The organism is Terrimonas ginsenosidimutans, assembly GCF_022012415.1.
GTDB lineage: Bacteria > Bacteroidota > Bacteroidia > Chitinophagales > Chitinophagaceae > Terrimonas_A > Terrimonas_A ginsenosidimutans.
The window spans coordinates 111,711-132,861 of the sequence record NZ_JAKLTR010000009.1; the positions used below are offsets into that span (position 1 = coordinate 111,711).

16 protein-coding genes are annotated in these 21,151 nt (G+C 46.3%); 3 read left to right on the plus strand and 13 right to left on the minus strand.

Annotation, left to right across the window (positions count from 1 at the left end; genetic code table 11):
• Window positions 1-170: 170 nt before the first annotated feature.
• Both porW and LZZ85_RS14845 read left to right on the plus strand, forming a co-directional pair.
• Window positions 171-3,254 (plus strand): type IX secretion system periplasmic lipoprotein PorW/SprE, encoded by a 3,084-nt coding sequence (porW, locus tag LZZ85_RS14840; RefSeq protein WP_237873475.1) that lies wholly within the window; start codon window positions 171-173, stop codon window positions 3,252-3,254.
• Between the two features lie 163 nt (window positions 3,255-3,417).
• Complete coding sequence (locus tag LZZ85_RS14845; protein ID WP_237873477.1) at window positions 3,418-5,841, plus strand: penicillin-binding protein 1A; 2,424 nt, start codon at window positions 3,418-3,420, stop codon at window positions 5,839-5,841.
• A gap of 319 nt (window positions 5,842-6,160) precedes the next feature.
• On the opposite strand, the gene LZZ85_RS14850 is transcribed toward LZZ85_RS14845, so the two are convergent.
• Both LZZ85_RS14850 and LZZ85_RS14855 read right to left on the minus strand, forming a co-directional pair.
• Window positions 6,161-7,483: an OmpA family protein gene (locus LZZ85_RS14850; RefSeq protein ID WP_237873478.1), complete on the minus strand. Its 1,323-nt coding sequence runs from the start codon at window positions 7,481-7,483 to the stop codon at window positions 6,161-6,163.
• A 165-nt stretch (window positions 7,484-7,648) separates the two neighbouring features.
• Complete coding sequence (locus tag LZZ85_RS14855; RefSeq protein ID WP_237873482.1) at window positions 7,649-9,349, minus strand: L,D-transpeptidase family protein; 1,701 nt, start codon at window positions 9,347-9,349, stop codon at window positions 7,649-7,651.
• A gap of 230 nt (window positions 9,350-9,579) precedes the next feature.
• Between LZZ85_RS14855 and LZZ85_RS14860 the strand changes: the two genes are divergently transcribed.
• Complete coding sequence (locus LZZ85_RS14860; RefSeq protein ID WP_237873483.1) at window positions 9,580-10,320, plus strand: M15 family metallopeptidase; 741 nt, start codon at window positions 9,580-9,582, stop codon at window positions 10,318-10,320.
• A 105-nt stretch (window positions 10,321-10,425) separates the two neighbouring features.
• On the opposite strand, the gene LZZ85_RS14865 is transcribed toward LZZ85_RS14860, so the two are convergent.
• The 11 genes from LZZ85_RS14865 to LZZ85_RS14915 all read right to left on the minus strand — a co-directional run bounded on the left by LZZ85_RS14865 (window position 10,426) and on the right by LZZ85_RS14915 (window position 21,017).
• Window positions 10,426-10,728, minus strand: a complete 303-nt coding sequence (locus LZZ85_RS14865; RefSeq protein WP_237873484.1) for a thiamine-binding protein — start codon at window positions 10,726-10,728, stop codon at window positions 10,426-10,428.
• Window positions 10,729-10,763: 35 nt separating this feature from the next.
• On the minus strand, window positions 10,764-11,063 hold the full coding sequence (locus LZZ85_RS14870; RefSeq protein WP_237873485.1) for a DUF952 domain-containing protein: 300 nt from the start codon (window positions 11,061-11,063) through the stop codon (window positions 10,764-10,766).
• A 20-nt stretch (window positions 11,064-11,083) separates the two neighbouring features.
• Window positions 11,084-12,082, minus strand: a complete 999-nt coding sequence (locus LZZ85_RS14875; protein WP_237873486.1) for a chorismate synthase — start codon at window positions 12,080-12,082, stop codon at window positions 11,084-11,086.
• Complete coding sequence (aroA, locus tag LZZ85_RS14880; RefSeq protein ID WP_237873487.1) at window positions 12,075-13,373, minus strand: 3-phosphoshikimate 1-carboxyvinyltransferase; 1,299 nt, start codon at window positions 13,371-13,373, stop codon at window positions 12,075-12,077. The genes LZZ85_RS14875 and aroA overlap by 8 nt, the downstream gene beginning before the upstream one ends.
• On the minus strand, window positions 13,370-14,395 hold the full coding sequence (gene aroB, locus LZZ85_RS14885; protein WP_237873489.1) for a 3-dehydroquinate synthase: 1,026 nt from the start codon (window positions 14,393-14,395) through the stop codon (window positions 13,370-13,372). Before aroB ends, aroA begins: the two co-directional genes overlap by 4 nt.
• 95 nt (window positions 14,396-14,490) lie before the next feature.
• Window positions 14,491-15,579: a chorismate mutase gene (locus LZZ85_RS14890; RefSeq protein ID WP_237873495.1), complete on the minus strand. Its 1,089-nt coding sequence runs from the start codon at window positions 15,577-15,579 to the stop codon at window positions 14,491-14,493.
• A gap of 86 nt (window positions 15,580-15,665) precedes the next feature.
• A complete protein-coding gene (locus LZZ85_RS14895; protein WP_237873497.1) occupies window positions 15,666-16,514 on the minus strand; it encodes a prephenate dehydrogenase in 849 nt (282 codons plus the stop codon).
• 80 nt (window positions 16,515-16,594) lie between these two features.
• On the minus strand, window positions 16,595-17,752 hold the full coding sequence (locus tag LZZ85_RS14900; RefSeq protein ID WP_237873500.1) for a pyridoxal phosphate-dependent aminotransferase: 1,158 nt from the start codon (window positions 17,750-17,752) through the stop codon (window positions 16,595-16,597).
• A 142-nt stretch (window positions 17,753-17,894) separates the two neighbouring features.
• Complete coding sequence (locus tag LZZ85_RS14905) at window positions 17,895-18,728, minus strand: prephenate dehydratase (RefSeq protein WP_237873502.1); 834 nt, start codon at window positions 18,726-18,728, stop codon at window positions 17,895-17,897.
• A gap of 201 nt (window positions 18,729-18,929) precedes the next feature.
• Window positions 18,930-20,582: a DEAD/DEAH box helicase gene (locus LZZ85_RS28670; RefSeq protein WP_237873504.1), complete on the minus strand. Its 1,653-nt coding sequence runs from the start codon at window positions 20,580-20,582 to the stop codon at window positions 18,930-18,932.
• 219 nt (window positions 20,583-20,801) lie between these two features.
• Entirely contained in the window at window positions 20,802-21,017 is a 216-nt protein-coding gene (locus tag LZZ85_RS14915; RefSeq protein WP_237873506.1) for a hypothetical protein, read from the minus strand.
• Window positions 21,018-21,151: the final 134 nt, after the last annotated feature.

The window sequence follows — 21,151 nt, forward strand, 5'->3', positions numbered from 1 at the left end:
TAAAGGTAAGGAATGGAGATTATTTTTGCCAGTAACTGAGCAGCTTTCGTGTTGGGCTTTATTGTGATAGACCATGAACCACCGGCCGCCCGCAAAAACTGTAAAAAAACTCTTCAATTCCTATACTAAATCCACTGAATTTCAGTTATTAACAATTGACTTTACCAGACATGGCTCCAGCCCGATATATAACTTTTACATCATTTCTGCTTTTGTTCCTGTTCCAGGCTGCGCCCACCTGCTTTGCGCAGATGGGATTCAGCTTTGATATTGATAAGCCGAAAGCATTCGAGAACAGAAAACTTAAATCTGAAAAAACACCCACTGATAAAAAGATCAAAGCGCCCCGCCGCTTTCTTCAGAACACCGTTACTCACTACAATTACTACTTTAACGCTAATAAAAAGCTGAACGAAGTACTTACACGCGCGAAAGCTACCTTCCGTGACGATTATTCAAAACTGCTGCCTTTTTACAATTACAGTCTTGATGTGACCGCGGCTGACAGCATTCAGCTGGATTCGGTTTCTTACAAAGCGCAAACAGGTATCGTACTGCATGATCTGCGGAACGACTGGGCCGATAACCTTTACCTTCTATGGGGAGCATCCTACTACCTGCAGAAACAGTTTGATTCCGCATACCTGATGTTCCAGTTCATTAACTATGCATTCGCGGAAAAAGAAAAAGATGGCTACTACCGCACCATTGGCAGTGCACGCGATGGCAACAGCGCACTTTCTGTTTCAAGCAAAGAAAAAAACGGCATTGTCAGCAGAGCATTGTCCGAGCCGCCGAGCAGGAACGATGCGTTTATCTGGCAGGTGCGGAATTATCTCGCACAAAACCGCCTGTCCGATGCCTCCACACTGATCCAGATCCTGAAAACCGATTCCCTCTTCCCGGCAAGATTACACAATGACCTGGAAGAAGTGCAGGCATTCCTGTTCTATAAACAGCAGATGTGGGACAGTGCCGCTGTGCATCTTGAAAAAGCGCTCAGTAACGCCAGCGATCGCCAGGAAAAAGCCCGCTGGGAATATCTGCTCGGGCAATTGCATGAAAGCACGCAGAAGCTTGATGCCGCAGCTGACTGGTATGAAAGATCGATTGCGCACACTACTGACCCGATCATGGATGTGTATGCCCGCCTTGCCGGCGTTCGCGTACACAAGAACGATAGTGTGAAGGATTATATCGCCGAAAACATTGCCACCCTCACAAAAATGGCGCGCCGGGATAAATATTCAGACTACCGTGATATCATCTACTACATGGCCGCGCAAATGGAACTGGAAAGAAATAATCCGGAAGGCGCGCTGGCACTTCTCTCAAAAGGAACCAAATATATTTCTGATAAGTCTAACCTCCGGAACCGGATCTTCCTGCAAATGGCAGAGCTTTCCTTTACCGGAAGCCTTTACCGGCAGTCCGCGAATTTCTATGACAGTATTCAAATGGGTGATCCCATCATTACAGATCCGCAGGCGATAGCTACAAAAAAGAAAATGTCCGTCCGCATGGCGGAATACACTGAAACCATTGCACGCCAGGATAGCCTGCAAAAGTTGGCGATGATGCCGGAAGACCAGCGTCGCGACAGGGTAAAGAAAATGGTTCGCTTGCTTCGGAAACAACAGGGCCTGAAAGATGAAGGCGTTGTTACGACCGGCTCAACCCTCCCTTCCAATCAGCCGCCCCCCTCCCTTTTTGGAGAAACTAAGGGAGAATGGTACTTCTATAATGCCAATGCACGTCAGAAAGGGATCAATGATTTCCGGACAAAATGGGGTACGCGAAAGAATACAGACAACTGGCGGCGAAGTGCCGCTCAAAGCGCGATGATGATGATGAACCCGTCAACCAACCCGGCTCTGACAGGGATGATCAATGGCGCAGATACAGCCTCCGGCGCTCAGTTCACATTTGATGCCCTTTACGCACGTATTCCTATGAGCCCCGAAAAATTACAGGTCTCCAACGATTCGATCCAAAATGCCCTGTTCAACATGGGTGTAGCGTTCATTCAGGAACTGGACGATTGTTCCCGTGGCACTTCAACGCTGGAAGAATTACGCACACGGTTCCCCGATGCGCCAAAAATGGACGAAGTATTGTTCAACCTTTATTTCTGCTATCGCAAGAACGGTGAAACCGCAAAAGCAGATGCAGCAAGAAGAGTGCTCGCCGGACAATTTGGTAAAAGCAATTTCAACACGATCGTAACCACCGGAAAAGATCCTAACTCAACGGCGCCCAAGCCCGAGGTAACGAAACTGTATGAACATATTTACGACCTTTTCATCGAAGGAAGCTTTACTGAAGCGGTAGCACGCAAGCGTAGTGCCGACAGCTCTTACGGCAAAACCTACTGGACTCCGCAGCTTCTTTATATCGAAGCGGTGTATTATGTAAAACAGCGGGATGACAGCACCGCCAAAAAGGTGCTGGGCAATATCATCAGCCAGTTCAATGGAACTCCACTGGCGAAGAAAGCGGCCACACTGCTGGATGTACTCAATCGCAGAAATGAGATCGAAGAAGAATTGCGTAATATGGTGATCAAAATGCCTGCAGAGGACACGGCACAACGCCGCGATCCCGTCGCCGTCACACCGCCGCCTGTTACAACACAGCCTCCATCTATCGTTAAAACGGATATTAAATTGCCGGTATCGAAAGACAGTCTGAATATCAAGGCGCCGTCACAGGGCGTACCGGGTCTTGTGCAGAAACCGACAAGATTCCCGAAAGACAGTATTCCTCCGGACACACTTGCAGCCACACCTGACACGGCCATTACCACCGTGGTACCGAAAAAAGATACAGCCGTGGTTGCTCCGCCGACCGTAGTTGCACCTCCGGGAAGCCCGTTCAGCTTTAATGCGGAAGAACCCCATTATGTGCTGATCATCCTGAACAAAGTCGATCCGGTTTTCGTAAATGAAGCCCGAAATGCATTCTATCGCTATAATAAAGACACCTATTTCAATAAGATCATGCAGGCCGAACTGGTGGAGCTTGATACCGACAATCGTCTGTTACTGGTGAGTCCGTTTAAAAATGCGGCAGAAGCGGTCGCGTATGTCGACCAGACCAGGCCAAAAACATCTACAGAGATCGTTCCATGGCTGAAAGGCGGCAAATACACTTATTCCGTCATCACGGAAAAGAACCTCCAGGTGCTGAAAGGCAATAAAGACATCAATGCCTATACTGAATTTCTCCAGAAAGTGGTACCCGGCAAGTTTTAGCGGAATTAGATAAACTGATTTTGGTAAATTTGAGCCCCGGTCGTTCAGGCGATCGGGGCTCATCCGTCAAAGCCCTGGCAATGGCGGACTGTACGGCCACGGTCTTTCAGAACACCATACCAAACAACTTATCCCTCAGGAACTCAAGAATTCTATTTAATATATGAAAAGATCTGTTCGCATCTTCTGGTACATTTTCCTTGGCGGATTCGGCACGTTGGTGCTACTGATCCTCCTGGCCAATTTCGGCGTATTTGGAAAAATGCCCTCTCTGCAGGAATTGGAAAACCCTTCCATACAGCAGGCTTCAGAAGTGTATGCTATCGACGGCACATTGATGGGTAAGTACTACACGGAACGCGGCAACCGCAGTAATGTAAAGTACCGCGATATTTCCCCCAACGTCATTAACGCACTCGTTGCAACGGAAGATGAGCGGTTCTATGACCACGCTGGAATTGACACCCGTTCAACCCTCCGCGCGATCTTCACCGCAGGACGCCAGGGCGGTGGAAGTACCATCACCCAGCAGCTTGCAAAGGCATTGCTCGGCCAGGGTAGCAAGAACGCACTGAACCGCTCGGTTGAAAAGATCAAGGAATGGATCATCGCCATCAAGCTGGAAAGAAATTTTACCAAAGAAGAGATCATTACGCTTTACCTGAATGCTGTACCATTCGGAGACAATATTTACGGCATCCGCAACGCGGCAAGAACGTTTTTTCAGAAAGAACCTGACCGTCTGGCGGTGGAAGAAGCTGCTGTGCTCATCGGTATGCTCAAAGCAAACTACACGTATAACCCGATGCGCAACCCCAAAGCCGCACTCGATCGCCGGAATGTTGTACTGGGTCAGATGGTAGCGAATAAAAAGATCAGCGAGGCAGATGGAGCAAGACTCAAAGGAACTCCCATCAAATTAAACTACCGCAAGCTGGATGAGAACAATGGCTATGCTCCCTATTTCCGGGAAGTATTACGCGATGAGGTCAAGAACACATTGAAGGATATCGAGAAACCGGACGGAACCAAATATGATATCTATAAAGATGGATTGAAGATCTACACCACCATCAATCCACGTATGCAGGAATATGCCGAGGAAGCGGTCGCATCTCATATGCCGACTCTCCAAAAAGCACTGATGGCGCAGGCCAAACTGAAGAACGGCACTATCTGGAAAGATCACGAGAACGTACTGGAAGCTTCGATGAAGGCGAGCGACCGCTGGAAAAATCTTGCAGAAGATGGTCTGACAGATAAAGAGATCAAAGCCACCTTCAACAAGAAAACGCCGATGAAGATCTTCGCCTGGAACAGCAACCGGCAAAGAGACACCGTCATGACGCCATACGACTCCATCCGGTATCACCGCCAGATGCTTCAAACGGCATTCATGGTCATGGACCCGCAAACCGGTGAAGTCAGGGCATGGGTCGGAGGTATCGATTTCAAAACCTATAAACTCGATCACGCTAATATGCGCACCAAGCGCCAGGTCGGCTCTACCATGAAACCGCTGTTATATACACAGGCCATGGAAGAAAGAGGCTTTACTCCTCAAACAGAAGTGATCGATCAGCAACAGAATTTCGGGAACGGACAGCTGGTACCCGCTACCACCAAAACATGCAGTGGAAGAGTAATGACCATGGCGTCCGCACTGGCCGGCTCACGTAACTGCGCTACCGCCTATATCATGAAACAGGTTGGGCCGAAAGAATTCACCGACTTCCTTGCACGACTGAACATTCCAACCAAAATAGATGCATTTCCTTCTATCGCACTCGGTGCCTGCGACCTTTCTTTATTCGAAATGATGTGGGGCTATAGCATTTTCGGAGGAAGAGGATTTACCACTAAGCCCTATTTTATCAGCCGCATTGAAGATAGAAACGGAAATGTGATCAAACGCTTTGATTATAGCGTAAACAGAAAAGAAGCCGTGAGCGAAGCCACTGCTTACAATATGGCGAGAATGATGCAGGGCACCGTTGACTTTGGTACTGCAGCCGGACTACGCTCCCGCCTTGGTGCTGTTGAGATGTCTGGAAAAACCGGAACCACCAATGATAACGCCGATGGTTGGTTCATGGGTTACACGCCTCAGCTACTCGGCGGTGTCTGGATAGGTTGTGATGACCGCTTTATCCGCATCGAAAACAACCTCGGTTATGGCGGACGCGCCGCAATGCCGATCTGGGAGAAATTCTTCCAGAAAGTGTATGCAGACAAAACACTTGGGATAGACCGTGATGCCCGCTTTGTTCAGCCCGCTGATGCACATATTTACACCAATAGCGCAGATGGAGAAATGCAGGCAGAAACTGTTGAACCCGGTGCAGAAGGCGTTGACCAGGGCGTTGGCGCAGAAAATGACTATATCAACCAACCCTATATCGGCCCAGAATCAAAACCAGTGGTCGATGAAGATAAACCTGCGAAGAAAGACACAACAAACAAGCAGGATAAAAAACCTTCAGGCAATACAAAACCTATTGGTTCCGCAGATGATGAACCGAAGAAAAAGAAAGGTTTTTTGAACCGGTTGTTTGGGAAGAAGGATAAAGAAAAAAAGAATAATTAAACCGCCATTGTATAGAAATAAGAACGCCTCCTTTTCGGAGGCATTCTTATTTCTATACAATGCAGCTGATGAGATAAATCAACCCCTTTAACCCACGATCCCGGTTGTGAGCTACAGCGGTTGATGCGGCATCTGCTCCATAAGGATCAATCGAAGATCCTTTCCCTTACAGGGAGCCATGCTCTTAAAGCTGCCACTGTTCTTAAAAAACTTTCCGGCATTCTTCCGGCATCAATGTCATAGAGACCGATTGTATCTCAAACGCGAAGAGGCTGCCTCGCGGAGACAGCCTCTTCAATAATATTGCTCATTCAGTACTTTATCTTGCCGCTTTGAACTCCACCCTTCTGTTCGCTGCACGTCCCTGAACCGTTTTGTTATCCGCAATCGGTGTTGACTGTCCATAACCGATCGTAACAAGTCTGTCAGCATTGATACCTTTCTTCACAAAATATGCTTTCACGGCCTCTGCTCTCTTTTCAGATAATGCCTGGTTCTTATCTTCTTTACCAGTATTATCTGTGTGACCTTCTATGGAGATCTTAAGATCTGGATGTTCGCTCATGATTACAGCGCCTTTATCCAGCTCAACTTTCGCGGCTGCAGTAAGCGTAGCGCTTCCTGAAACAAATTGAACTTTTTTCGCATTGAACTTGAACTGCTCAAGAGTCGGGCAACCAAAATTTTCTGCCAGACCAGCCTCTGAAGGGCAACGATCGTCTTCATCATTCACACCGTCACCATCTGTATCCGGAACAGGGCATCCCTGGTAACGGGCTACGCCGGCGACTGTCGGACATTTATCTTCTTCATCGTTGATACCGTCTTTATCCGTATCCGGAACAGGACAACCCTGGTATTTTGCCAGGCCTGGCACTGTTGGACATTTATCCTCTTCATCATTCACACCGTCTTTATCGGTATCCGGGATCGGGCAGCCATTGTATTTTTCCAAACCAGGAACGGTCGGACATTTATCGAGGCTGTCAATAATACCGTCTTTATCTGTATCTAAAGGAGGCGCGGGAGGGAGTGGTTTCAGCACTACCGGCTCTGCTTTTTTCCCAATGCGTCCCGCAACACCAAACTGGTAGAACAAGTGATAGTTTGAGGTTTCTTTGGTCACAGGAATTCTGTACTGTGACGTAACAAACAGTGCCGCATCATCCATAATGTTGAGCCTCATGCCAACTCCTGTTGGAATAAAAGCGCCAAAATAACTTCCCTTGTACATGGAAGCGCCGACACCCGCAATGAGGTATGGTTGTACAAGATATTTTTCAGACACCATCTTCAGGTTGAAAGAAGCGTCTGCTTCCAGCAAGAATTGATTATTTAACACTCTTCCATTCCCTAACGCATCTTTCACGAAAGAGCCGGCAAGAGTACCCGCAAAATCCACATGTTTACTAAAACCCTGGAAATAGGACACAGCAAGACCCGGAGACATCTCTTTTGTTTTGGCCCACTGTTTATCAGCCAGCACTTTCGTTAATGACTGGGAACGTATACGACTGGGAGTCAGGTAATCATTAAAGAAAAAACTCACCCCGATTGCAGCCGGCCGGACTTCTGGATCCTGCGCAAAACTGTTTGAATTCAGGAAACACAAAGCCACTATGACGACTAAAATCTTCTTCATAAAGCAGTAGTTTGGTTAATAATACGGGACAAAAATAAACGCTATTTACATTTGAAAATAAACTATTTCCTTACAATTCACGTATTTGTGAGCGAAAAAACCAGACCCCTCCACCGGCAAACAAAAATCGCCGGTCCCTCATCCGGTCTTCCCTATGAACTGAGCTTACTTACCTGCGAAATACTTCGCCCGCACATATTTATCCTCACCATAGATATCGTCATAAAACACCACTTTCCCATCCTTCGCATCAGCAGTAAAATAGCGGATAAATACGGGGAGACGGTTTTTTACGCCAATGGAGTGTTTTTCTTTGCGCTGTAACCAGGCCGACATAGAGTCTTCCTTCGGAGATGGCGTATCTATGTATTGATCACTGTCATTATCATAACGTACAATGTTGTAAGCCAGTTCTTCCCACTGCTGTACCCGTACACATCCATGACTAAGCGCACGACCTGTCCGGGCAAACAAATAGCGCTGATTTGTATCATGCAGATACACCGCATATTTATTGGGGAAATTGAATTTCAGGATACCAAGAGCATTTTCATCGCCACTTCCCTGCACTACGTTGAACGGAATGCCTTTGCTGTATTTTGACCAGTCAACACTGTCTGCGCTGACCTCATCACCACGAGAATTGATCAGGCTGTAGCCCTTTTTAGCCAGGTAACCGGTATTTTTCTTCAGCGCCGGCAGGATCTCTTTCACAATTATGCTATTCGGGATTGTCCATTGAGGGTAAGTGACCAGGTTAGAAATAGAGCTGTTCAACAGCGGGGTCCGTGTGATCGGCTTGCCGCAAATGACCTTAGAGGTGATCTCCAGCGAATCCTTGTTCAATAATTTCATGTAAAACCCTGGGAGGTTCACCCAGATATACCGTTCAGGCATTTGCTCGGGCAACATCTTATACCGGTCCATATTGATCGCAAGACTCACGAAACGGTCTTTATCCGTAAAATTCAGCATACGCACGGTTCCCTCTCCTGCTTTCCCGTCGTCTGTGATACCGGTGTGCAACTGGAATTTTTTAATTGCACTGGCCATTTGCAGAGAATCGGGAGGCAGGCTGTCTGTCAGGTAGCCGCCTTCACGCATGCGCGCTTCAAGGGCCGCTGTAAAACCGGGATCTTTGGGGGATGGCACGCGGGTATATACTTTCTGGTAATCCGCACTGTCAAGAAACGCCTTTGCACCCGCCTTCAACGCCTTGTATCCGGCATGTTGCGGTTCAAGCGAAGCTATTATTGACGCAAGCGACTCCTGTTGTTTCAATAAGCTCTGCAACTTTTGTATGTAAAATTCATCAACCAGTACAGAATCTTTTCTTAAGCTGACGCTGTCCTGCGGCAGACGTCCCAGTTTCACATCCTTTACCATGTGCATAAAAGCATCTGTCAGCAGCAGGTCTGCTTTAGCCCAAAGCACCGCATCTTTCTTATCTGTTTTATCTGACGTGTCCGCAACAAGTTTTGTGTAGATCGCTTCCAGCGTAGCACTGTGATAATCTTCAGGAAATAAACCGTAGAACTGAGCCGAGCGCACCAGTTCCAGCATGGAATCACTCACCGGCTGCCACTGCTGCCCTGCATTCCAGGATGTGGCAAATTGAGTACTTTCATAAACCTGCTTCAGCGGAGCAAGTAATTCCAGTTTGATTGAATCATCGATCCTGCCATCATTGGCGACCGCGTAATCAATAGAACTGCGGATCAATTCTGTCACTTTTGTATGCAGCTCTTCCGGAGAAACAACTATTTCTTTCTCCGGCGGCTTCTTCGCTTCGCCACAAGCAGCTACAACACATGAAATAACAAAAAGGGTAATGACAGAGGAATACGAAAAAACTTTCTTATTCATAAAGGTGAGCATGTATGGGTATCCTGTTTTATAAGTATCTTTCTTCAGACAAAACTGTGTACGTTAGGGTTGCAAGTTGCTGCGGACGCTGCAATCGTTTAATAGTTTTAAGGTTTAAAAGTTTAACCAGCTGTACGCGGCATCTAAAACTCTTTCAGAACTGTCACGCTAAACCCTTTGAACTTTTGACCGTTAAACTCAATTTTCCCCTCTTTGGTCTAACAGGATATATGTATAACAAATTAACTAAACCTTTCCGTATAAAGGTGCTGCTTCCGGTTATTTTTTTAACAACCGTTTTTATTCCCGGTAGTGCACAAGACAGCTTATCAAAGAAGCTCTTCGTAATAAAGGATGTGAAGGAATACCTGAAAACGGCAAATAGTGATCCTGGTAAAAGAATGATCGAGTTAAGCAGTAAAGTGCCCCGTCTTGTGTATGATCTGCGTTATTCAACCCGGGAGAATTTCATGAACCTGGAGATGTATACACCGGCAACAGCGGTCAGCTTTCTTCGGACACCGGCTGCGGAAGCGCTCTCAAATGTCCAAAAAGAACTTTCAGCCGCCGGAATCGGGGTGAAGGTATTTGACGCGTACAGACCCTATTCTGTAACAGTGAAATTCTGGGAACTTGTAAAAGACGAGCGTTATGTCGCTAATCCCGCCAGGGGCAGTGGGCATAACAGAGGGATCGCCATCGATCTCACTTTGATAAATCTCAATAACCTTTCAGAATTACCGATGGGAACCGGCTTTGATAACTTCAGTGACACCGCGCATCATAGCTTTGTGGCTTTGCCAGCCGACATATTAAAAAACCGAAAGTTGTTGCGCACAACGATGGAGAAGTATGGCTTCAAAGCACTGGAAACGGAATGGTGGCATTACTTTCTGCCGGAAGGAAACCGTTTCGAAATACTGGATATCTCTTTTCAGGAACTAATAAAAGAAGCCAGTAAACACAAATAATTGTACGTTGGATTGCCAGATTTAACCGGAAGGTTCAACTTGAATGAACTGCTCAGTGTTCTTACCGCTTACCGATAGTGAGATTTTTTTTGATGCTGCCAGTGTTTACGGTTGTGTAAATTTCGCCGTCTTCTCCTCACCCGTAATATCTCCATCACTCCGTATCTGCAATTGGATATTGCTGATCCATTCGGCGCAGCCGCGTTGATACAGAAACTCATTGACAGCCATGATCACCTTCAATACTTCGTCATACTGACCTTCCAGTACGGTCGCAAACGGGCCGACCTCATATTTGATACCCGAGCTTTGTATGATCGCGATCACTTCATCCACCCATTCGTAAGGATGACGGTCCCGGACAACCGGTACGATCTGCAGAGATGCATTAACGAGATAATGGTGCATAATAATTGTAAGAACAGATTCAGAAAGGTCGTTTTCTATATTGTTTCTACTTTCTCAACCGCATCAAGATTGATCGGCCCGTAAATATGCGGAAATGTATCTTCCACTGAGTTAGACCACTCCTGTACATAACGGCTGGTCAGCTTATCTGTATTCACATGTAATTTCACCAGGTCATTTCTTCCGGCGAAATATCTTTCAAGCACGCCCGCTACCTGATCCGTTTCACTGCAATGAATAAACCCTTCCGTTTTTAATGACGGTGCTTCATAAGCTCCCTGCTCCTGTGCCTGCTTCCATTCAGACGCGCTTGTTACATGATAGATAATTGGCATAATCGTTACGTATTTTCTTATTAAGATGAAACTACCCGTTTGCTATGTTGCTCCAGCAAATAAAGATCGACCAGCGCAACAGCCGTTGCAGCTTCCAGGATCACAGGCGCACGAAGCGCCACACAAAGATCATGGCGTCCTTTAACTGAAAAATTCTCTACCTGACCTGTTTCCCAATTCAAACTGCTCTGCTCTTTTGGAGTTGACGCGGTTGGCTTGATCGCAATCCGGTATACAAGCTCATTCCCATTGCTGATCCCCCCAACAACACCACCGGCATGATTGCTCCGTGTTTTCCCTTCCATGTTCTCAATCGCATCATTGTGCTGGGTGCCGAACATCTTTGCAGCAGCAAAGCCACTGCCAAACTCAACACCTTTTACTGCCGGAATGGCAAACGCAATATGCGCCAGCTGAGATTCCACGGAATCAAAGAAAGGCTCGCCCAAACCAACAGGAAGTCCGTTTACACGGCACTCCACCAATCCGCCGATCGAATCCTTTGCGTCGATCGCTTTTTGCAAACCTTTTTCAAGATCAGTTTCCCCACCGATCTCTGTTACGGCCGCTGCTATATTAACTCCCGGCATCAGCTTTTTTGCGATAGCACCTGCCGCAACAAGGCCAGTGGTCAGTCGCGCGCTGAAATGCCCGCCACCACGGTAATCTTCATTGCCACCATACTTCTGGTGAGCTACCATATCCGCGTGGCCCGGGCGCGGGAAACTTCTTTGCTTCTCGTAATCGCCACTGCGGGTATTGTTATTTTCAAAAAGAATAGTGATCGGCGCACCGGTTGTTTTACCATTGAATACACCACTTTTAAAAAACGGGTAGTCAGCTTCCTGGCGCGGGGTTGTTCCCTTTTGTTTTCCACCTTTACGTCTTTCAAGATCGGGCAAAAGATCTTCCTCCGATAATGACAGACCTGCAGGACATCCATCAATAACAATGCCTACAGATTCACCATGTGACTCTCCGAAAATATGCACCCTGAATATGCGGCCAAAGCTATTCATGAAAATTGAATTGATGGTTTAAAGATACAACACTACCAAGTTGTTTGAGATCACTGTAAAAATCAGGATACGATTTGTTAACAGCTTCAGCATGCTCGATGGTTGTTTCCCCCGCAGCTTTCAGCGCCGCCACGGCGCAAGCCATAGCAATACGATGATCGTGTCTTGAGCTTACCGGTGCTCCGTTGACACCCTTACCTCCCGTAACACGCATCAGATCTCCTTCAAGATGTATCTCAACGCCCATCTTACCAAACTCTTCCTGCAATGTTAACCCACGGTCACTTTCTTTATGCGCCAGTCTGCTTACGCCTTTGATCCTTGTTTCTCCTTTACAGTAAGACGCAAGAGCAACGAGTGGAGGAAAGAGATCAGGGCAGTCCGTTGCGTCAAACTCAAATGCAGAAAGATCTGCGGGATGAAGTTTTATCTCTTTTGCCTCGATCGCAATTCCTGCATTCGCACTGATCAAAGCCTGTACGATCGCTTTATCGGCCTGGGTTGATGCTATATCAAGACCTCTTACAATGATCGGTCCCGCAATAGCCCCTGCCACAAGCAGAAATGCACCGCCACTCCAGTCTCCTTCCACAGTATAACGTTGTGCTTCCGTATCATTCCTGACCTCGTCCACACTGAAATAAAACTCTTCGTAGTTCCGGTTTTCCGGAGTTTTTAATCCAAACCGTTTCATTACGTCAAGCGTAAGATCGATATAGGGACGGCTTTTCAGGTTCGTTACCTTTATCGCCACATCACTGGCACCCGCAGCTGCGTAAGCAAGTAACAAGCCTGTCAGAAACTGGGAACTTAAAGACCCGTCGACAGTAATGTCCGCAGGCTTCAGCGGTCCCTGGATAACCAAAGGCAATTTACCCTGATTCGATTTCACTCTGACACCGAGATGCGGAAGAATTTCGTCGAAAAAATCCATCGGTCTTGTAACAAGGCTGCCAGATCCTTTGATCGTCACTTCTTCCTCGCTCAAAGCTACTATCGGGGTAAACATGCGGATACTCAAACCGGACTCACCGCAATCAATAAAGGGAGCCACAGGTTTTACGCCCTCACTGCTGATCAGGAGTGTTCCATCGTTCAGATCTTCGAGCTTTGCGCCCAGCCGGCTCACGATATCCATTGCGGCTTTATCATCGTTGCTATGACCAGGATTGAAGATCTCACTTTTTCCTTTTGCAACAAGAGCAGCAGCACATGCGCGCTGCATCGAACTTTTTGATGCTGGCGACTGTATAATGCCTGTCAGACCGCCGGGTTGTATTGTTACTTTCACTTCGGTAATGCTTGAATGATTTTTTCTAATTGAACCAGCGGTATGCTTTTTACTACACCCTTCCCCACTTTTTCCAGCAACACATAGTTCATTTCCTTTTTCTCGCGCTTCTTGTCCATCTTCAACAGATCGAAAGCCAGCTGCCTGTCAAATGACATGTAAGTGGGCAGCCCGTACTGTTCCAGCACTTTTACGACGCGATCTGTTTGTTTGAACCCCGATAATTGTGCTGAGATATGACACGCATAGGTCATTCCTATTGCCACTGCATGCCCATGCATCAGTGCATACTGATTTTCGATCGCATGCCCGAGTGTATGCCCAAAATTCAAGAGGCGACGCACAGATGTTTCAAACTCATCCTCCTGTACTACCTTAGCCTTCAGCTGAGCATTGCGCTGTAAAAGTGCGGCGATCAGCTTCGGCTTTTTCTGATATACGGAAAGATCATTCGCCTCCAGTTCCCGGAACATAGCCGCATCTTTTATGCAGGCATGCTTAATGATCTCTGCAAATCCATTGATCCACTCCTTATCAGGAAGGCTTTTCAATAAACTGATATCATGCAGGATAAAGGATGGTTGGCGGATCACACCGACCATATTCTTGTACATCCCCACATCAATCCCATTCTTACCCCCAACAGAAGCGTCTACAAGCGCAAGTAAAGAAGTGGGAATAAAACCAAATTTCAATCCGCGCATGTAAACAGCCGCAACATAACCAGCAATATCCGTGATCACACCGCCGCCAATTCCCACAAGTGTGGTTTTCCGGTCAGTCTCTAAATCTATCAACTGATCAATAATATCATCAACCGTCGACTGGATCTTGTATGCTTCTCCCGCTTTGATCACGATCGTCCTCCAGCCTTTGAACTTTTTAGAATGGGCATTAAAAACATTCTCATCGGTAAGCAACACTGTTGCTTTCTGATCGATGATTGTCTTCAATTGGGAAAAACTTCCTCCAAAATAAAAATCGGTAGCAGCGGTTGAAAATTTATACTTTTTATGTTGCATAGCTTGTTATTGGAAATAAAAGAGACCGTAGACATGACCGTTCACCGTTGTCTGTCAGCCTTCCGGGCAACAGACAACAGTGAACGGTTAACGATCTACGCGTCCATCACTTTTTTCTGATGATTGATGCTTTCCATATGCACCGCATCAAAGTACTTCGTGATGAATTCTTTACTCAGGCCCGTCTTATCTCCTTTTGCAAATGCTTTCTCGATGATCTCGTTCCAGCGGTTGGTTTGGAGGATCGTGATATTGTTATCTTTCTTATACTGTCCGATCTTTTCTGCGATCTTCATACGCTGGCTGAGGATCTGCATCAGTTCGTCATCCAGGTGATTGATCTGCTGGCGCAGTTTTTCCAATGCAGCATGATATTCAGCAGAGTTGCTGTCTTCTTTTCTCCAGATGATCGCTTCGAGCATCTCTTTCAGACGTTCCGGTGTGATCTGTTGTTTCGCATCACTCCAGGCATTATCCGGATCGATATGGCTTTCTATCATCAGGCCATCATAGTCGAGATCAATTGCGCGTTGCATTACTTCCTGGAGGATATCGCGACGGCCGCAGATATGAGAAGGGTCATTGATGATCGGCATATGCGGATGCTTCAGTTTCATCTCGATCGCCAGGTGCCACATTGGAGCATTCCTGAATTCCGTATTGCCATAAGAAGAGAATCCACGGTGGATCAGGCCAATATCTTTGATTCCCGCACGGGCGATCCTTTCAACCGCACCGGCCCATAATTCAAGATCAGGGTTGATCGGGTTTTTGATCAGCACAGGCACATTCACACCTCTTAATGCATCAGCTACTTCCTGTACGCTGAACGGGTTCACTGTTGTACGCGCACCTACCCAAAGAACATCCACGTCAAATGTCAGGGCATCTTCCACCTGTTTACCTGTTGCCACTTCCACCGTGGTGGGCAAGCCTGTCAGCTTTTTCGCCTGCTGCAGCCATGGTAAACCTTTCGCCCCGATACCTTCGAACATACCTGGTTTTGTACGCGGTTTCCAGATGCCCGCGCGGAGCATATTAACCCGGCCGGTAGCCGCCAGCCTTTGGGCTGTTGCGAGAACCTGCTCTTCTGTTTCCGCACTGCATGGTCCACTAATGATCAGCGGTCGTTTTTTCCATGCTTCCTGCGCTGCGTTTGCTGTTGTTTGTTCGGCTGTTTGCATATGTCTTTATTGGTTTGTAAGTTATTAAGTAAAAAGTCAAATTTAAAAATTAAAAAACGGCGGCTGATGTGTACAGCCTTCTATTGTTATTTAAGTATCCTGCGGATCTTGTTTGCATCGGAGATAAGGGTTTGCAGAGATTGTGTATCATCCTTCTCGATGCTCTCTTTAAACCGGGTCAACTGTGCAATGTGCTCGGTCAATACATCCAGCACATTTATTTTATTCTGCATAAAGATCGGCACCCACATCGCCGGATTACTTTTGGCCAGCCTTACCGTACTTTCAAAACCGGCACTGGCCATTTCGAAGATCGCCTTATCTTCCTTCTCTTTCTCCAATACAGTATTAGCGAGGGCGAAAGAAGTAATGTGTGAAATATGGCTTACGTAGGCAGCATGTAGATCATGCGCCCCTGCTTCCATTTCAAGCAGATGCATCCCGATCTTTTTATACATTTCTTTTGTCCATATCAATGCGTCTTCATCACTATCCTGCGGATTGCAAATGATCACTGCCTTGTTTTCATAGGCGCCACGCACCGCTGCCTGTGGACCGCTGTACTCGGTACCCCACATGGGATGCGTGGCTACATATCTCCCCCTTTTAGGATGATCTTTAATAACATTGATCAATTGTGCTTTTGTTGACCCAAGATCTATAACGATCTGGTTGTTGATCTGGTCCATAATTGATGGAAGCATGGTCACCAGCTTGTCTACCGGTATGGCCAGTACCACTACCTCCGCTGCTGCGATCGCTTCGCTCATTGGCAGCACTTCGTCTACCAACTCCATTTCCATCGCTTTCTCCAGGTGATCCGGATTCACATCCACGCCTATCAGCCTGGAAGAGATCTTTCGCTCGTGAAGACGGATCGCCAGTGAACCTCCGATCAACCCCACTCCGATTATTGCAACTTTTTTGCGTTCCATTCCTCAAGTAGTTTAAATGTTTAATGGTTTAAAAGTTCTGTTTTTGTCGTTTAAAAGTTATGGCTGATTAGCGACAACTTTTAAACCTTTAAACTCTTTATCCTTTGCAGTGACTCTTCAAACCTCGATACCGGCGCACAAAGACTTACCCTGATATACTTATCGCCAGCTGTTCCGAATATCCCACCCGGAGTGATAAATACGTTTGCTTCATACAATACTTTATCACTCAGTTCGAAACCGGTCTTATAGGCTGAAGGGATCCTTGCCCAAACAAACATCCCCGCTTGCTCTTTTGAATAAATGCACTCCAGCGTCTCGAGCAGTTCAAATACTTTCTCGCGTCTTTCGCGGTAGATCGCATTCACTTCGTCCTGCCATTCTTTTCCAAGGGTCAGCGCCTTTGCGGCAGCCAGCTGAAGAGGCAGGAACATCCCGCTGTCCATATTGCTTTTAAAGCGAAGCACTTCTTCTACCCTTTCTTTCGCACCACATAATACACCTACACGCCATCCCGCCATATTATGTGACTTGCTAAGTGAATTCAATTCGATCACTATCTCTTTTGCACCGTCAACAGACAGCAGGCTTACCGGATCTTCATTCAGAATAAAACTGTAAGGATTATCATGAATGATCAGGATATCATGCTTCTTACCGAACGCAACCAGCTTCTCAAACAACTCCTTCGTCGGCAATTGCCCTGTTGGCATCTGAGGATAGTTGACAAACATCAGCTTCACTCTGGACAGATCTTTTTTCTCAAGCTTGCTGAAGTCCGGCGCATAGTTATTCTTCTCTTTCAATTCATACTCCACGCATTTACCACCTGCCAGTTTTACCGCACTGCGATAAGTTGGATATCCGGGATTCGGCACCAGTACTTCATCTTTTTTATCGAGATAGGTCATACAGATATGCATGATCCCCTCCTTACTCCCGATCAAGGGCAGGATTTCCGTTTCCGCACTTAACTCAACGCCATACCAGTTATGATACCAGTCAGCAAATGCTTTACGCAATACCGGCGAACCTTTATAGGATTGATACGCATGCGTATTAGGTTTGGCAGCTTCCTCCTGTAACGTCCTGATCACCTCCGGATGTGGTGGAAGATCAGGGCTTCCGATACCCAGGTTAATGATCTGCTTTCCCTGCTTGTTCAGCTCTTCTATCTCACGCAGCTTTTGCGAAAAATAGTACTCTCCAATTCCATCGAGGCGTTTTGCGGTTTTCATGCGAAGTGAGAAAAGTTTAAAAGTTTAATTGTTTAACAGTTTAATAGTTAGAGTTTGAAGGCTTAAATAGGTCTGGCAGTTTAACAGGTTAGTTTTATTAACGTATAGCCCTGAACTTTTAAACTTTCAACTCTTTAATCTTTTAAACTTTGTTGTTCCCGTTCTTGTACAGTCCATACACTTTGATCTCCTCGGTTAACGGAGTGATATTTCTGATCACTTCGTTGAACTGATCCACTGATTCGAATTCCATATCTGCATGAAAGCTGTATTTGAAATCGCTGCCGGGGATGGGGAAGCTCTGCAGCTTACTAAGATTGATACCGCCATCGGCGATACGGCTTAATACTTTGGCGAGGCTTCCTTTGGAGTGATCTGTATGAAAATTCACAGAAGCTTTGTCGGCTCCTTCAACGGGTGCGGCAACATCTTCGCGTTGCAGCACCAGAAAGCGGGTATAGTTATTTTTCATTGTCTGGATACCGGGAGCGATCATATCCAGGTTGAAAAGTTCAGCAGCAAGTTTACTCGCAATTGCAGCGATATGTTTGCTTTTATGCTGATGAATATGTTTGGCACTTAAGGCAGTGTCTTCCGTTTCTACTAGTTTCCATTTGTACTTATCAAGGAAATCATAGCATTGTTGCAATGCCATCGTATGTGAATGCACTTCGCGGATATCTTCGAGTTTCACACCCGGATTAACAAGAAGGTTTTGTTTGATCTGGAGATAAATTTCTCCGACGATCTTAAGGCTGGACTTTTGCAGCAGGTTATAATTGGGAAGAATGCTCCCTGCGATAGAGTTTTCAATTGCCATGACAGCACCGTCGCTTTCTTTCTTATTTCCTGCAATCTTTATCACTTCGCGGAATGTGGCGCAGGGAATTACTTCCACCTGCTTACCAAAGAATGTGCGCGCTGCCACCTGGTGGAAACTGCCTTCATATCCCTGTATCGAAACTTTTGTTTGCATATAGTGCATTAAAACAAAAGTCCCGGCTTTAAGCCGGGACTCTTTATCTTGATTTAGTTGTTCGTATTAACTAAGGCTCAAACAAAGCGTACCCGGCTTCATTGTAAAAAAGAAGTAAAAATAAAATCGGGTATATGCTTTTACGAGTGCCATTGTCAAACAAATATAAAAATCTATTGAATATAAAAAAATTAAATCTGGTTACTTTCTTCTTCCGCCACCAGAGTCTGCATCATTCATCCGGATCTTACGGCCTCTGAAGTTCTTTCCGTCCATTGCTTTCATCATCTTCTTGGCAGCTGCGCCTTCTATTTCGATCCAGCTGTTCATCTCTTTCATATCAATGCGGCCCAGCACATCTTTCTTAAGGTCGCTCATATCCAGGATGAACTGCAGGAAGCTGGCTTTATAGAAACCATCCTTCGTTCCCAGGTTAACGAACAAGCGTTGGTAATTACCATCACCAGCTGCCCTTGCCCTTGGTTCACGTGAAGCAGTTCTCTCGCTTCTTTCTCCACGACGATCATCACGCAGGTTAAGATCCGCGGCGTTCTCATAATACTTAAGGAAGCGATCGAACTCCAATGCGGCAACCCGCTGCATGATCTCTTCTTTATCTACGTGTTCAAATTTTTCTTTCAGCAACGGCAGGTAAGTTTCATACTCGCCGTGACTGATATCAGCACTTAACATCTTATCGATGAAGTGGAAGAATTGTTTACGGCAAACGTCCTTACCGGAAGGAATATCCATTTTATGGAAACGGGTATTCACCAGTTTTTCGATCTGGCGAAGACGGTATGCTTCTTTTGGAGTAACCAGGGACAAAGAGATCCCGCTTTTACCAGCACGGCCGGTACGACCACTGCGGTGTGTGTAAACCTCTGTATCGTCAGGAAGCTCATAGTTGATAACGTGTGTGATCCCTGATACATCAATACCACGGGCGGCCACATCTGTTGCAATGAGCAGCTGAATGCTTTTCTCACGGAAACGGCTCATCACTTTATCACGCTGCTGCTGTGTCAGATCACCATGCAATGCTTCGATATCATAGCCTTCACGGATCAGTTGCTCTGTTACGCCCTGCGCATCAGCTTTCGTACGGGTAAAGATGATACCATAGATACCAGGGTTGAAATCGATGATACGCTTCAGCGTTTCATAACGGTTTACGTGTTGCGTAGCATAGTACTGGTGATCGATATTCGCATTACCGGCATTTACTTTACCGATAGTGATCTCGAACGGCTTGTCCATATAACGCTTGCTCACGTTACGGATCTCAGCCGGCATGGTTGCACTGAAGAGCCAGGTGCTCTGGCGGTTGGGTGTATTTTTCAGGATGAATTCGATATCATCTTTAAAACCCATGTTCAGCATTTCGTCAGCTTCATCCAGCACCACGTAATGGATCTGTTCAAGGTCAACTGCTTTTCTTTCGATCAGGTCGATCAAACGGCCGGGAGTTGCTACCACGATATGTGTGCCTCTTCTTAGTTCACGGATCTGCTCTACGATAGAAGTACCACCATAAACAGCGGTGACAGATATATTCGCTTTTTTAGGTTTGAATGAATTCAGATCATTGGTTATCTGCAGGCACAATTCCCTTGTCGGGCAGATCACCAGTGCCTGGGGAAATTTATCTTCCTTGCGGATGAGATGGAGCAGGGGGAGGCCGAAAGCCGCCGTCTTTCCTGTTCCGGTTTGTGCCAGCCCCACGAAATCTTTGGTACCCTGGAGCAGTACCGGGATGGCTTTTTCCTGAATAGGAGTAGGTTGGGTAAAACCAAGTTGTTGGATAGAGGCAAGAATGCCTTCTTCTAATCCTAACGATTCAAATGTAATCACTGATTGTATTATTTATATATAAGAAGCGGCAAAGGTACGGTTTTTCGCTGACCGTTGTCCGTTGACCGTTGTCCGACGACCGGCGATTATGTCAATTGGAGGACTAAAGTCCTGTTCATTAACTTCTTAACCGGGCAACGGCCAACGAACAACGGTCAACTAAAACAAGAAAGCCGCCCCGGAGACCGGAACGGCTTTGACGCTTGCCTATTAAAAGTCTTAGTGTTTAACAGTAGTGTCAACTTTAGCAGCAGTATCAACTTTAGCAGTTGTATCTACTGAAGGAGTTGCAGCAGCTGCAGCAGCAGCTTCAGCTTTAGCGATTGAATCAGCGATCGCTGCTGAATCTTGCTTAGCTTGCTCAGAAGCGCTTTCGTTGTTGCAAGATACGAATGCGATAGAAGCTACAGCCATAACGATGAAAAGCTTTTTCATGTGTTTGTTGAATTTGAATTTTTGAAATATTTCAGTGTTTATACCTGGATTGAAAAAAGGTAACCCTGTTTTTTTAAATATTTTTTTTGAGCAGGATAAGGGTTACTATTTTTAAAAAAAAGTATTAAAAAACG